Below are 12,349 nucleotides of genomic sequence, written 5' to 3' on the forward strand. Positions count from 1 at the left end.
GGACCGGGGCCGCTGGTGCGCGACGGTACGGGGCCGCGGTGGACGGGGCGGCACCTGGCCGGTGTCATCCCGGGATCAGGCCGTCGTTGCGCAGCAGCTCCCGTACCTCCTCCAGGGTCGCGTCGGGGGACGGCAGGATGAGGTCGGACGGATCCAGGGAGTCGTCGGGCAGTGGTTCGCCCAGTTCGTGCACCTTGGCGAGGAGGTCCTGGAGGGTGCGGCGGAAGCCGGGGCCGTCGCCGTTCTCCACCTCGGCCAGGAGTTCGTCGTCCAGCTTGTTCAGCTCGGTGAGGTGGCTCTCGGCCAGCCTCACCTGTCCCTCCCCCATGATCCGTACGATCATGTCCGCCATCTCGTCCTCCAGCCCGTCGGCTCGTGCGTCCCTACTGCTTGTCGAAGCGCGGGGTGTCCTGCGGCTGCTGCTGGGACTGCGGCTGGGCGGTGCCGCCCTCGATCGCCTGCTGCGGCGAGCCGGAGGCCAGTTCCGCCTTCATCCGCTGGAGTTCCAGCTCCACATCCGTACCACCGGAGAGGCGGTCCAGCTCGGCCTGGATGTCGTCCTTGGCCATGCCGGAGGGGTCGTCGAGGGCGCCGGAGGCGAGCAGTTCGTCGATGGCGCCGGCCCGCGCCTGGAGCTGGGCGGTCTTGTCCTCGGCGCGCTGGATGGCCAGGCCGACGTCGCCCATCTCCTCGGAGATGCCGGAGAACGCCTCGCCGATCCGGGTCTGGGCCTGGGCCGCGGTGTACGTCGCCTTGATGGTCTCCTTCTTCGTACGGAAGGCGTCCACCTTGGCCTGGAGGCGCTGGGCCGCCAGGGTGAGCTTCTCCTCCTCGCCCTGGAGCGTGGCGTGCTGCGTCTCCAGGTCCGTCACCTGCTGCTGGAGGGCGGCGCGGCGGGAGAGCGCCTCGCGGGCCAGGTCCTCACGGCCGAGCGCGAGCGCCTTGCGGCCCTGGTCCTCCAGCTTGGAGGACTGCTGCTGCAACTGGTTCAGCTGGAGTTCCAGGCGCTTGCGGGACGTCGCCACGTCGGCGACGCCGCGGCGGACCTTCTGGAGCAGCTCCAGTTGCTTCTGGTACGAGTAATCGAGGGTCTCGCGCGGGTCCTCGGCCCGGTCAAGGGCCTTGTTCGCCTTCGCGCGGAAGATCATCCCCATACGCTTCATGACACCGCTCATGGGCTTCGCGCGCCCCCTTCTGACGGACTCCAGCTCACAGATCTGCGACAGAACCCACAGTACGGGCCCTGCCTCCATTACCGCACTGTTCGGGGACCGATGCGCTCATCCCCAAGGACGACTGCCTACGGTCCCGCTCCGGCGTAGGGAGTAGGTGGTCCCCGGGGTGACCGCCGGATGAACCGTCTGCAACGTCCCCTCTGTCCCTCTACAGACGACTGATGCGGCCGGATCGTTCCCTGCCGGGGCGTCGTCCATACCCGCCCGCCGACCACCGTCGGCCCGGGATTTCGGGGGACCTCCGGCCCCACGCGGCTTGTTTACCCTTTACCCTTGGCTTTTGTGTTCCGTAGCCGTGCCAAGGAAGAGAAGGCCCCGTCCGCAGTGACAGCGGCGGTGACCGACTCCAAGCAGCCCCGTGATCCGCAGGCCCCCAAGGGCCGCCCCACCCCGAAGCGCAGTGAGGCCCAGTCTCAGCGCCGCAGCGTGGCCAATACGCCGACGACGCGCAAGGAGGCCGCCAAGCGGCAGCGCGACGAGCGGCGTGTCCAGCTGGAGCGCCAGCGTCAGGCGCTGGCCAGCGGCGACGAGCGGTATCTGCCCGCGCGGGACAAGGGCCCGGTCCGCAAGTTCGCCCGGCAGTGGGTCGACTCGCGCTTCAACGTCGCGGAGTTCTTCCTCCCGCTGGCCGTGGTCATCCTGGTGCTGAGCGTGGTGCGGGTGCCCATGCTCCAGAGCATCGCGCTGCTGCTGTGGCTGGTCGTGATCGTGCTGATCGTGCTCGACGCGGCCTTCAGCGGCTTCCGGCTGAGGAAGCGGCTCGGCGAGCGCTTCCCCGACCAGAACCGCCGGGGCGCGGTCGCCTACGCCCTGATGCGGTCCCTGCAGATGCGTCGGATGCGGCTGCCGAAGCCGCAGGTCAAGCGTGGAGAACGGCCCTGAGCGCAGCCTCTTTCTCCGACGGCGCGGCCGCGACCTGGCTGAGCGGGCTCGGCGGTCTGCGCAACGTCGTGCGGCAGGAGCTGGTGGCGCGGCAGCTCGACGAGCAGATGGCCGGGCGGTTCCCGGTCGGGCAGCGGCTGCGGGTGCTCGACGTCGGGATGGGCCAGGGCACCCAGGCGCTGCGGCTGGCCCGGGTCGGCCATCAGGTGACCGGCGTGGAGCAGGACGCGCGGATGATCGCGGCGGCCCGTCAGGCGCTGATGGCGGAGCCCGAGGGGATCCGTGAGCGGGTCCGGATCGTCCAGGGGGACGGCCAGGACACCGGGGTGCATTTCCTGCCGGGCAGTTTCGACGTGGTGCTGTGCCACGGGGTGCTGATGTACGTGGCGGACCCGGATCCGCTGGTGGCCGGTCTCGCCCGGGTGCTCGCCCCCGGCGGGCTGCTGTCGCTGCTGGTGCGCAACGGCGACGCGCTCGCGATGCGGCCGGGGCTGGCCGGGGACTGGGCGGGGGCGCTCGCCGCGTTCGACTCGACCGCGTACACCAACCGGCTGGGGCTCCAGGTGCGGGCCGACCGGCTGGAGGCGCTCACGACGACGCTGGCCGGGATCGGGGCCCCGCTGCACGCCTGGTACGGCGTGCGGGTCTTCACCGACCTGGCGGCGGACGACGCGGAGGCCCCGGCGGGGCTGGAGGCGCTGCTGGCCGCCGAGGAGCGGGCCGGCCGGACGGATCCGTACCGCGGGGTGGCGGCGCTGCTGCACCTGTGCGGTGTGCGGGGCTGACGGCCGGGGCCGGGACGCGCCCGTTCGGCGGTACTCCGCGGGCCCGGGGCTTCGCCCCGCGGTGAGACTCGGGACATGGACGTTTCCCGTACCCGTGCCCGTGCCCCGCGGGCCGTCGCCCTCCTCGCCGCACTCGGGTGCTCCGCCGTGCTCGTCACCGGATGCACCTCCGAGTCCGCCCCGGCGGGCGAACGGGAGCCTGCCACGCCGGCCGCGGTCCCGCTGAGCAGCAACGACCTTCAGAACGCCTACCAGCGGGTGATCAAGGACGTGCTGCCGTCGGTGGTGCAGATCCGGGGCACCCGCGATCTGGGGTCGGGGGTGGTGTACGACGACAACGGACACATCGTCACCAACGCCCACGTGGTCGGCGACGAGAAGATCTTCCGGGTGACCACCGCGAACAGCGAGACACCGCTGACCGCGCGGCTCGTGTACTCCTACCCCGAGCAGGATCTCGCGGTGGTCAAGCTGGACCGGATCCCGGAGGGGCTGAAGGGGGCCCGGTTCGGGAACTCCGAGAAGGTGGAGGTCGGGCAGATCGTGCTCGCCATGGGTTCGCCGCTCGGGCTGTCGTCCAGCGTGACGCAGGGCATCGTGTCGGCGACCGGGCGGACGGTCAGCGAGGGCAGTTCGGGCGGCGGCACGGGGGCCACCATCGCGAACATGGTGCAGACGTCGGCGGCGATCAACCCGGGCAACAGCGGGGGCGCCCTGGTCAACCTCGACGGAGAGGTCATCGGCATTCCGACGCTCGCCGCGGCCGATCCCGAACTCGGGGGCAGCGCGGCGCCCGGCATCGGCTTCGCCATCCCGGCGTCGATGGTGAAGACGGTCGCCGACCAGATCATCAAGCAGGGCCGGGTCACCGACTCGGGGCGGGCCGCGCTCGGCATCACCGCGCGGGACGTGGTCGACGACTCCTTCCGGCCCGCCGGGGTCGCCGTGGTCGCGGTGCAGCCCGGGGGCGCCGCGGAGAAGGCCGGTATCCGGCCCGGGGACGTCATCACCAGGGTCGGCGACATCGACATCACCACGATCACCTCGCTCTCCGAGGCACTGGCGAGGGACCGTCCGGGCGGGCGGACGACGGTCACGTACACCCGCGACGGCACCGAACAGACGGTGACCGTCACCCTGGGCGCGCAATAACCCGCGCAACCCGAAGGGGGCGCGGGAAACTACGCGGCCAGCCCCGGAAAGGGGCGCGGGGAACTGCGCGCCCAGCCCCCACCCACCCGCAGCCGAGACACAACCACCCCAAACACGCCCCTCTCACCACCACCGGCCAGGGCCAACACCCCCGAAGGGGCGCGGGGAACTGCGCAACCAGCCCCCGCCCACCCGCGGCCGAAACACAACCGCAGAGCAGAACACCCCACCCGGCACCCCCAGCGGAGCGCCTATGCGTGCAGGCTCATAGGCCCATAGATCTCCGTGGCGTCCTCGAACAGCCGCACCTGGTCGGCACCGCCCGCGAGCAGGTCCTTCCAGTACTCGCCGATCCAGGACTCGGCGTCCCCCTGGGTGGTGAACTCCTCGGGCCGCACCGCCGGCTGGACCTCCGTCCCGTCGGCCTTCTCGAACTGCCACGTCCATGCCGCCATGTACGCCTCCTGGTGTCAGCACCTGCGAAACGGAGCGGACCCGGATCCGGGTTCCGGCCTCCGGCGGCAGCCTAGTGCGCCGACCGGATGCGCGAGACCTGCGGCGACAGGTCAAAATCGGTCCGTGGACGTGACTGTGCTCGGTACCGGTGCCCCGGCGGGGCTGCCCCGCCCCGACTGCCCCTGCGCGGCGTGCGCGACTGCGCTCGGCGTGGAGGCGCGGGCGGCCACCTCGGTGCTCGTGGACGGGGTGCTGCTGCTCGACCTGACGCCGGGCGTGGCATTCGCGGCCGTACGGGCCGGGCACTCGCTCGGCGGCGTACGCCAGGTGCTGCTGTCGCATCCGCACGAGGGGCCCGCGGTGGAGGTGCCGGCCGGGCTGCCGCAGCCCGTGCGGGTACCGGACGGACGGGAGTTGACGCTGCTGACCGGGCAGCGGGTGCGGGCGCTCGCGATGGACGCGGGCGGCACCGGGTACGCGGTGACCGGGCCGGGCGGGCAGCGGCTGCTGTATCTGCCGCCGGGCGGTGCCCCGGCGGGGCTCGCGGCGGGCGCGGAGCCCGTCGTGCCGTACGCCCTGGTGCTCACGGACGTGGTGGGGCGGCCGGACGCGCTGGCCCGGCTGCGTGCGGTGGGGGCGGTCGGTCCGGGGACGGACGTGGTCGCCGTGCATCTGGACCACGACGTGCCGCCGGGCGGCGAGGTGCGGCGCCGGCTGGCCGCGGCGGGCGCCCGGGTGGTGCCGGACGGTACGACGCTGACGCTGGGCGCGTACGCGAAGGTGCCGGAGGTGCCGCGCCGGACGCTGGTGCTGGGCGGCGCGCGCTCCGGGAAGTCGGTGGAGGCCGAGCGGCGCCTCGCGTCCTTCCCCGAGGTGCTGTACGTGGCCACGGGCGGCTCCCGGAGCGGGGACACCGAGTGGGCCGCCCGGGTGGCGGCGCACCGGGAGCGCCGCCCCGGGTCCTGGCTCACGGCGGAGACCTGCGACCTCGTGCCGCTGCTCGCCAAGGACGGCCCGCCGCTGCTGATCGACTGCCTGTCGCTGTGGCTGACGGACGCGATGGACGCCGTCGGGGCGTGGGACGACGCGGAGTGGGCGTCCGGCGGGGAGCGGGCGCTGCGGGAGCGGGTACGGGAGTTGACGTGTGCGCTGCGCGCGGCCCGGCGGACGGTGGTGGCGGTGTCCAACGAGGTCGGCTCGGGGATCGTCCCCGCGACCGCCTCCGGGCGGCGCTACCGGGACGAACTCGGCCGGCTGAACGCGGCGTTCGCGAACGAGTGCGAGCACGTGGTGCTGGTGGTCGCCGGGCAGGCGCTGGTGCTGCGGGGGTGACCCGTGCCCGGCGCGCGTGCGGGCGCCTCCCCGGTGCCCGGCGGGCGCCCGGAGGTCCGGGGAGGCGGGGCCGCCCGTGCCGCCGGGCACCCGTCGGGCGCGGTGCCTCGGCGGCGGTCACCGCGGGCCCTTGCGGGCGATGATCCGGTAGGCGTTGGCGAACCGGGTGCGGCGCAGCAGCGGGGCCAGGGCGCGGTCCAGGGCCGCCGCCGCGGCCACCGGCGGCACGGTCGCCCGGCGCGGGCCCGCGGGCAGGGTGTGGGCCAGCGCGAGGAGCAGGGCGGCCGACAGGTCGTAGGGGATGTGCGGGGCGCGGCGGTCCGTGGCGACGATCGTGCAGCCCAGGTCCGCGAGTTCCGCGCGCAGGTTGTCCAGCGGCGGCAGGTGCGGGTGGCGGGGCTGGCCGTGCGGGAGCCACCACTTGCCGAGCAGGGCGGCGAACGCGCTGGCCGGGTCGGGGACTTCGACGAGGAGATGGCCGCCGGGGCGCAGGACGGCGAGGGCGGCGCGGAGTTCCTCGCGCGGGTCGGGCGCGTACTGGAGGTGGTGGAACATGCTGACCACGTCGTAGCGGGCGCGCAGCCGGGCGGTGAGGGGCGGATCGGTGAGCCGGCCGACGTACGCCTCCTCGATCCGGCCCACCGTGCGGGCCCGCACCACCCGCGAGGTGGCGTCGAGGCCGTCGAAGGACGTGTACGGGAACACCTCGCGCGCCGCCTCCGGGAAGCGGGCGTGGCCCGTGCCCACGTCCAGCCAGCTCTCCGGTTCGGCGAACCCGGGGGAACGGAGCAGCGCCCGGGCCGCGGCGCGGTGGCGGCGGGCGGTGCCGAGGCGGTCCACGAGCGGCTGTACGCGCGTGTCGTGGAACTCGCGGTGGTGGAAGGCCAGGCCCTCCGGGGTGAGGCGCGGGTTCTGGAAGATGTGGGCGCAGTCCCGGCACTCCTCGATCACGAAGGTGCCCGGGGCGCGGTAGCGCAGGTCGGGCGTGCGCAGCCGGACCCGCAGCCGCGGCGAACCGCACCAGGGGCAGTCCGGGCGGCGCGGCTCGTGGAAGGGGGCGGTGACCCGGCGGGCGGTGGCCCTGGGGGCGGGGAGCGCGGGCGCCTGCGCCGACGGCACGGGCGGCTGCGACGACTGCTCGGGCGACTGCCGCGACTGCTCGGGCGGCTGTCGCGGCGGCATGGCCGGCTCCGCCGCCATGGGTGGCTCGGGCTGGATGGACGGCTCCGGCGGCATGGGTGCCTCCCTGTACGACAATCCGCTGCAAAACGGAACGTATGGGATAGCGATCTTGGGTGCAAAGACGCCGTGCGGATGCCATGACGACGTGGCGCGCGACCGGCACGGAACCGTTCGTTCGCTGCCGGTACTGTTCGGCGAATGAGCTCGCTGAATCTCGACGACTTCACCGATCTGATCGAGCGCCCGGACGGCGGTGTGCGCCGTGACGCAGAGACGCGCCGGGAACGTCTGATCGTGCCGCCCGGGTCCCTGGGCCGCCTGGACGACCTGGGCGAGTGGCTGTCCGCCGCACAGGGCGCCGTACCGGTACGGCCGGTCGGACGGCCGCGGGTCGTGCTGTTCGCAGGCGACCACGGAATCGCTTCCCTCGACGTGTCCGCGCGCCCCGCGGGCAGCGCGGCTCAGCTGGTGCGGGCGGTCCTGGAGGGCGGCAGTCCGGTGTCGGTGCTCGCGCGGCGGCTCGGGGTGCCGGTGCGGGTGGTGGACCTGGCACTGGACTGCCCGCCGGACGCCTTCCCCGAGGACGTCGTACGGCACCGGGTGCGGCGCGGCAGCGGCCGGATCGACATCGAGGACGCGCTGACCCCCGAGGAGGCCGAGGCCGCCTTCCGGGCGGGCATGGCGGTGGCCGACGAGGAGGCCGACTCCGGTACGGACGTGGTGGTGCTCGGCGACGTCAGCGTGGGCGGGACCACCGCGGCGGCCGTGCTGGTCGCCGCGCTGTGCGGGACCGACGCCTCCGTGGTGACCGGGCGCGGCGGCCTCGCGATCGACGACCTCACCTGGATGCGCAAGTGCGCAGCGGTCCGGGACGCGCTGCGCCGGGCACGGCCGGTGCTCGGGGACCAGTTGCAGCTGCTGGCGACGGTGGGCGGTGCCGATCTCGCGGCGATGACCGGGTTCCTGTTGCAGTGCGCGGTGCGGAAGCTGCCGGTGATCCTGGACGGGGTGGTGGCGGCCGCGTGCGCGCTGGTCGGGCAGCGGATCGCCTTCCGCGCGCCGGACTGGTGGCTGGCCGGGCACGACAGCGGGGAGCCGGGGCAGGCGAAGGCGCTGGACCGGATGGCGCTGGAGCCGCTGCTGGACCAAGGGGTCAGGGTCGGCGAGGGCACCGGCGCGCTGCTGGCGCTGCCCCTGGTGCAGGCGGCGGCCGCGCTCGCCGCGGAACTCCCGGAGCAGCCGGCACAGGAGCCCGGCGAAGCGGCCGAGGAGCCGGGCGACTCGGTGCCGGAAGCCGGGGAACCGGCACCGGAAGCCGGCCGGGCGGCCGGGGAACCGGCACCGGAGACCGTACGGGCGGCCGGGGAGTCGGCGCAGGAGGCCGGGCCGGCCGGGGAGTCGGCGCAGCAGGAGTAGCGGCTTTCCGCGGCCGGGTATGAGCGGTTCACCGACACATCACCCATATCATCCTTCATCATGGGAGATGCCCGAAATGCCGCGAAGCAGGATGCCGCTCCGGCGTCGTCAGGTGACGGGGCGCGGCCGGACGGCACGGCCTCGGCGCGCGCCGCCGCCTGCGCCGTCTGGTACCTGCGGGCCGTCGCCTTCGTCAACTTCCTCAGCGCCGTGTGGGTCTCCCTCGGGCAGGACGTGCGCCGCCACAACCAGGAGAACCTCTTCACGCCGTACCTGCTGACGGCCGGCTTCGCCTCGGGCCTGTTCACCGCCTTCCTGGCGATCACCATGCGGCGCCGCAAACGGGCCGCCTGGATCCTGAACCTGGTGCTCAGCGGCGCCTTCCTCGCGCTGTTCGCGTTCGCCATGGCCTTCCCGGAGATCCGGCAGTACGCGCAGAACTGGGTCTCCCTCGTGCTGACCGCCGCCTTCGTCGCCGCGCTGCTCGTCGGGCGCCGCGAGTTCTACGCCAAGGGCGACCGGTCCAACCCCAGGCTCGCCGCCACCGTCGCGGTCGGCGGCGGGCTCGCCGCCTCGCTGCTGGCCGCGCTGCTGGTGTCAGTCACCAACCGGGCGCCGGACGCGGGACGCTCGACGTTCCCGGAACGCTGGCACTACGGCACGCTGCGGCTCGTCTCGGTCGCCGCCGGCGAGACGTACTTCCCCGGGATCTCGACGCCCAACTGGGTCAACGTCGTCATCAACGTACTGAGCACGGTCCTCGTCCTCGGCGTGTTCTATGCCGCCTTCCGTTCCCGGCGTGCCGTCGACCCGCTCACCGGGGACGACGAGAAGCGGCTGCGGGTGCTGCTCGACGGATACGGCGAGCGGGACTCGCTCGGCTACTTCGCGCTGCGCCGGGAGAAGAGCGTGGTGTGGTCGCCGACCCGGAAGGCGGCGGTGGCCTACCGGGTCGTGGGCGGGGTGTCGCTGGCCTCCGGGGATCCGCTGGGCGACCCCGAGGCGTGGCCCGGGGCGATCGCGCCGTGGCTGGCCCAGGCGCGGGCGCACGGCTGGATCCCGGCCGTGATGGGGGCGAGCGAGGAGGCGGGGACCGTGTACGCGCGGCACGGTCTGGACGCGCTGGAACTCGGGGACGAGGCGATCGTGGAGGTGGCCGAGTTCACGCTGGAGGGCCGGGCGATGCGCACCGTGCGCCAGGCCCACAACCGGGTCGGACGGGCCGGGTACACGGTGCGCGTCCGGCGGCACGAGGAGATCCCGGCGGACGAGATGGCGTATCTGGTCCAGCGGGCCGACGACTGGCGGGACGGGGCCACCGAGCGCGGGTTCAGCATGGCGCTCGGGCGGCTCGGGGAGCGCGGGGACGGGCGCTGCGTGATGCTCGAATGCGCCGCCGCTGACGGCGAGTTGAAGGCGCTCCTCTCCTTCGTGCCCTGGGGGCCGCACGGGCTTTCACTCGACCTCATGCGGCGGGACCGGAACTCCGACAACGGGCTGGTGGAGTTCATGGTCATCGAACTGCTGCGCCGGGCCGGGGAGATCGGGATCACCCAGGTCTCGCTCAACTTCGCGATGTTCCGGTCCGTCTTCGAACGCGGCTCCCGCCTCGGCGCGGGCCCGGTGCTGCGGCTGTGGCGCTCCCTGCTCAGTTTCTTCTCACGCTGGTGGCAGATCGAGTCCCTGTACCGCGCCAACGCCAAGTACCGGCCCATCTGGGAACCGCGGTTCCTGCTGTTCGAGAAGACCGCGGACCTGCCGCGGATCGGTCTGGCGTCGGCGCGCGCGGAGGGCTTCCTGGAGGCGCCCGGACTGCCCAGGTGGCTGCACCGCAGACACCTGGAGACCCACGGATGAGGCCCGCCGGATGACCAGGGCCGCCCGCTGGGCCCGCACCGAGTGGGGTCCGCTGTACGTCACCGTGCGCGAGCCGCTGCTCGCGCCGGGCCGGCCCGGCGCGGTCCTCCGCACGCGGGCGAGGGCGTGGGGAAGCGCGGCCCCGATGACGCTCACGGCGGTGTGCCTGACGGCGCTGCTCCAGGCGGCGCAGAACCAGCCGTGGGGCTACCGGCTGGTGCAGGAGGTGGGCGCCGTGCGGGCCGCGGACCCACTGGGCCCGGCCCTGCTGCGCACCCCGCTGTCGCTGTTCGTACCGGCGCTGGACCTGCCGGTGTGGGGCGCGCTCGCGCAGCTCCTGTTCGTGTTCGGCATCGCGGAGATCTGTCTCGGCTGGCGGCGGACGCTGACCGTCGCGTACGTCGCCACGCTCGCCGGGACGCTGTACGCGCGCGTGGGCATCGCGCTGGGCCCGGACTCCTGGCTCGGCCTGCCGGCCTCGGACGCACAGGTCGTGGACACCGGCCCGTCGGCGGCCGTGGTGGGTCTGGCCCTGTATCTGTGCCTGCGCTACCGCGCCCGCGCGACGGCGGCCGCGGTGGTTCTGGCGATGGTGACGGAGGTGCTGGTGAAGGACAACCTGGCAGGCAAGGAACACATCGCGGCCCTCGCAGGCGTGGCAGCCCTGTGCGGAGCCCTCTCCAAGAGAGCACGGGACATCGTGCGCCCAACCCCCACCCCCGACACAGAACCCCCCGGCCCGCGGCCCGCCAACACCCCCGAAGGGGCGCGGGGAACTGCGCAACCAGCCCCCGCCCACCCGCACCCGAACGACGACCCCCCACCCCCCACCACATCCGCACCCCACCCCCGCAGCGGCCGGCGCACCGGCCCGCCCGGATACCCTGCGCCGGTGCCCCCACCGCCCCTCACTCCGCCCACCCCACCCGCCTCACCCCCGGAGGGCCTCCGCTTCGCGTTCGGCACCCTCACCGCGCTCCCCGTCACGGTGACCCGCTGGGACCGCGGCGCCGCCCGCCTCGGCATGCTGGCCGCCCCACTGGTCGGGCTGGTCGTGGGCGCCTGTGCGGCCGCCACCGGGCTGCTGCTGCTCCTGTTGGGCGCGGCCGCGCCGCTCGCGGCCGTCGCCACCGTCGCCGTACCGGCCGTCCTGACCCGCGGTCTGCATCTGGACGGACTCGCCGACACCGCGGACGGGCTCGGCAGCGGAAAGCCCGCCGAGGAGGCGCTGCGGATCATGAAGCGGTCCGACATCGGCCCGTTCGGCGTGATCACGCTGATGCTGGTGCTGCTGGCTCAGGTGGCGGTCCTGACGCAGGCGTACGCCGACTCGTGGGCCCGGGGCGCGCTCGCCGCCGTGGTCGCGGCGACCGCCGCCCGGCTGGCGCTGACCACCGCCGCCCGCACCGGGGTGCCGGCCGCCCGGCCGGAGGGGCTGGGCGCGGCGGTGGCCCAAGTGGTGCCGACCGGCCGTGCCCTGACGGTCGGGGTCGCGGTATTGGCGGCGGCCGGGGCCGGGGGCGCCCGGTTCGGGACGTACGGCGCCGTCCAGGCCGCCCTCGCGGTCGCCGTCTCGGCCGCCGTCGCCGAACTCCTGCTGCGCCACTGCGTGCGCCGGTTCGGCGGGGTCACCGGAGACGTGTTCGGCGCGCTCGCGGAGACGGCGGCGACGGCGGCCCTCGTGGTCCTGGCGCTGGGCGGCTAGCGCCGGGACCGCCACGGCCGTGCCCCACCGCCTCACGAACACGACGTCTCCCGGCGGAATTCGGCGTTCCGGGAGAAAACCCACCACCCCCTCGCGAAGGACACGGACGGCATCGGTGAGAATTCAGCGAAGAGACGGGCGGATCGTCCGTCCGGAACCGGCGAGTGTGTCTCAGGTCACCGCAGTGGAGGGGGATATGTGGCCATGACGTCACTCGCGGGTGAACGCCCGGGGTAATGAGCAAGCGCACACACACGCGTAGGCTCGTCCCGGGTGCTCGCCGACAGGGCGAAGGCCCCGGTCACGACGCGCCCTGAGGCCAGAGCCAGGGTCGGTCCCCGGGCCCG

Annotated in this window: 12 protein-coding genes; 8 read left to right on the forward strand and 4 right to left on the reverse strand. The window is 74.0% G+C overall.

The genetic code is table 11. The features are described 5' to 3' along the window. Positions 1-64: 64 nt before the first annotated feature. Positions 65-343, reverse strand: coding sequence for a hypothetical protein (locus tag ACFY2B_RS34370; RefSeq protein ID WP_376538184.1), 279 nt, complete (start codon positions 341-343; stop codon positions 65-67). A gap of 40 nt (positions 344-383) precedes the next feature. Continuing rightward, positions 384-1,175 carry a PspA/IM30 family protein gene (locus ACFY2B_RS34375; protein WP_376538154.1) on the reverse strand — a complete coding sequence of 264 codons (792 nt, stop codon included), beginning with the start codon at positions 1,173-1,175 and terminating at the stop codon, positions 384-386. Between the two features lie 342 nt (positions 1,176-1,517). Between ACFY2B_RS34375 and ACFY2B_RS34380 the strand changes: the two genes are divergently transcribed. The 3 genes from ACFY2B_RS34380 (at position 1,518) to ACFY2B_RS34390 (ending at position 4,054) form a co-directional block, all read left to right on the forward strand. Continuing rightward, positions 1,518-2,117: a DUF3043 domain-containing protein gene (locus ACFY2B_RS34380; RefSeq protein WP_390766985.1), complete on the forward strand. Its 600-nt coding sequence runs from the start codon at positions 1,518-1,520 to the stop codon at positions 2,115-2,117. 83 nt (positions 2,118-2,200) lie between these two features. After that, on the forward strand, positions 2,201-2,902 hold the full coding sequence (locus tag ACFY2B_RS34385) for a class I SAM-dependent methyltransferase (RefSeq protein ID WP_390766986.1): 702 nt from the start codon (positions 2,201-2,203) through the stop codon (positions 2,900-2,902). A 75-nt stretch (positions 2,903-2,977) separates the two neighbouring features. Continuing rightward, positions 2,978-4,054 carry a S1C family serine protease gene (locus tag ACFY2B_RS34390; RefSeq protein WP_390766987.1) on the forward strand — a complete coding sequence of 359 codons (1,077 nt, stop codon included), beginning with the start codon at positions 2,978-2,980 and terminating at the stop codon, positions 4,052-4,054. 251 nt (positions 4,055-4,305) lie between these two features. Here ACFY2B_RS34390 and ACFY2B_RS34395 read toward each other — a convergent pair whose 3' ends face one another. Continuing rightward, entirely contained in the window at positions 4,306-4,509 is a 204-nt protein-coding gene (locus tag ACFY2B_RS34395) for a hypothetical protein (RefSeq protein WP_376538162.1), read from the reverse strand. A gap of 124 nt (positions 4,510-4,633) precedes the next feature. Between ACFY2B_RS34395 and ACFY2B_RS34400 the strand changes: the two genes are divergently transcribed. Next, positions 4,634-5,842: a bifunctional adenosylcobinamide kinase/adenosylcobinamide-phosphate guanylyltransferase gene (locus tag ACFY2B_RS34400; protein WP_390766988.1), complete on the forward strand. Its 1,209-nt coding sequence runs from the start codon at positions 4,634-4,636 to the stop codon at positions 5,840-5,842. Positions 5,843-5,959: 117 nt separating this feature from the next. Here the strand turns inward: ACFY2B_RS34400 and ACFY2B_RS34405 are convergent, their stop codons facing one another. Further along, positions 5,960-7,024 (reverse strand): class I SAM-dependent methyltransferase, encoded by a 1,065-nt coding sequence (locus ACFY2B_RS34405; protein WP_390766989.1) that lies wholly within the window; start codon positions 7,022-7,024, stop codon positions 5,960-5,962. On the opposite strand from ACFY2B_RS34405, the gene ACFY2B_RS34410 reads away from it, so the two are divergent. The 4 genes from ACFY2B_RS34410 (at position 7,023) to ACFY2B_RS34425 (ending at position 12,002) form a co-directional block, all read left to right on the forward strand. Then, positions 7,023-7,226 carry a hypothetical protein gene (locus ACFY2B_RS34410; RefSeq protein ID WP_390766990.1) on the forward strand — a complete coding sequence of 68 codons (204 nt, stop codon included), beginning with the start codon at positions 7,023-7,025 and terminating at the stop codon, positions 7,224-7,226. The two genes, ACFY2B_RS34405 and ACFY2B_RS34410, sit on opposite strands and share 2 nt — an antisense overlap. Next, the gene (gene cobT / locus ACFY2B_RS34415) at positions 7,223-8,440 is read left to right on the forward strand and encodes a nicotinate-nucleotide--dimethylbenzimidazole phosphoribosyltransferase (RefSeq protein WP_390766991.1); all 1,218 of its coding nucleotides are present in this window, start codon (positions 7,223-7,225) and stop codon (positions 8,438-8,440) included. Before ACFY2B_RS34410 ends, cobT begins: the two co-directional genes overlap by 4 nt. Positions 8,441-8,500: 60 nt before the next feature. Further along, positions 8,501-10,297, forward strand: a complete 1,797-nt coding sequence (locus ACFY2B_RS34420) for a phosphatidylglycerol lysyltransferase domain-containing protein (protein ID WP_390766992.1) — start codon at positions 8,501-8,503, stop codon at positions 10,295-10,297. Positions 10,298-11,189: 892 nt separating this feature from the next. Beyond that, complete coding sequence (locus tag ACFY2B_RS34425) at positions 11,190-12,002, forward strand: adenosylcobinamide-GDP ribazoletransferase (protein ID WP_390767064.1); 813 nt, start codon at positions 11,190-11,192, stop codon at positions 12,000-12,002. The last annotated feature ends 347 nt before the right edge of the window (positions 12,003-12,349 follow it).

Origin of the sequence: Streptomyces sp. NPDC001270 (assembly GCF_042896695.1) — a bacterium.
In the GTDB taxonomy this organism is placed as follows: Bacteria; Actinomycetota; Actinomycetes; order Streptomycetales; family Streptomycetaceae; genus Streptomyces.

Excerpts from the sequence above, each read along its gene's own strand:
- ACFY2B_RS34370 (WP_376538184.1), bottom strand. The coding sequence starts at position 343 with ATGATCGTACGGATCATGGGGGAGGGACAGGTGAGGCTGGCCGAGAGC.
- ACFY2B_RS34375 (WP_376538154.1), bottom strand. The coding sequence starts at position 1,175 with ATGAGCGGTGTCATGAAGCGTATGGGGATGATCTTCCGCGCGAAGGCG.
- ACFY2B_RS34390 (WP_390766987.1), top strand. The coding sequence starts at position 2,978 with ATGGACGTTTCCCGTACCCGTGCCCGTGCCCCGCGGGCCGTCGCCCTC.
- ACFY2B_RS34395 (WP_376538162.1), bottom strand. The coding sequence starts at position 4,509 with ATGGCGGCATGGACGTGGCAGTTCGAGAAGGCCGACGGGACGGAGGTC.
- ACFY2B_RS34410 (WP_390766990.1), top strand. The coding sequence starts at position 7,023 with ATGGCCGGCTCCGCCGCCATGGGTGGCTCGGGCTGGATGGACGGCTCC.
- ACFY2B_RS34405 (WP_390766989.1), bottom strand. The coding sequence starts at position 7,024 with ATGCCGCCGCGACAGCCGCCCGAGCAGTCGCGGCAGTCGCCCGAGCAG.
- cobT (WP_390766991.1), top strand. The coding sequence starts at position 7,223 with ATGAGCTCGCTGAATCTCGACGACTTCACCGATCTGATCGAGCGCCCG.
- ACFY2B_RS34420 (WP_390766992.1), top strand. The coding sequence starts at position 8,501 with ATGGGAGATGCCCGAAATGCCGCGAAGCAGGATGCCGCTCCGGCGTCG.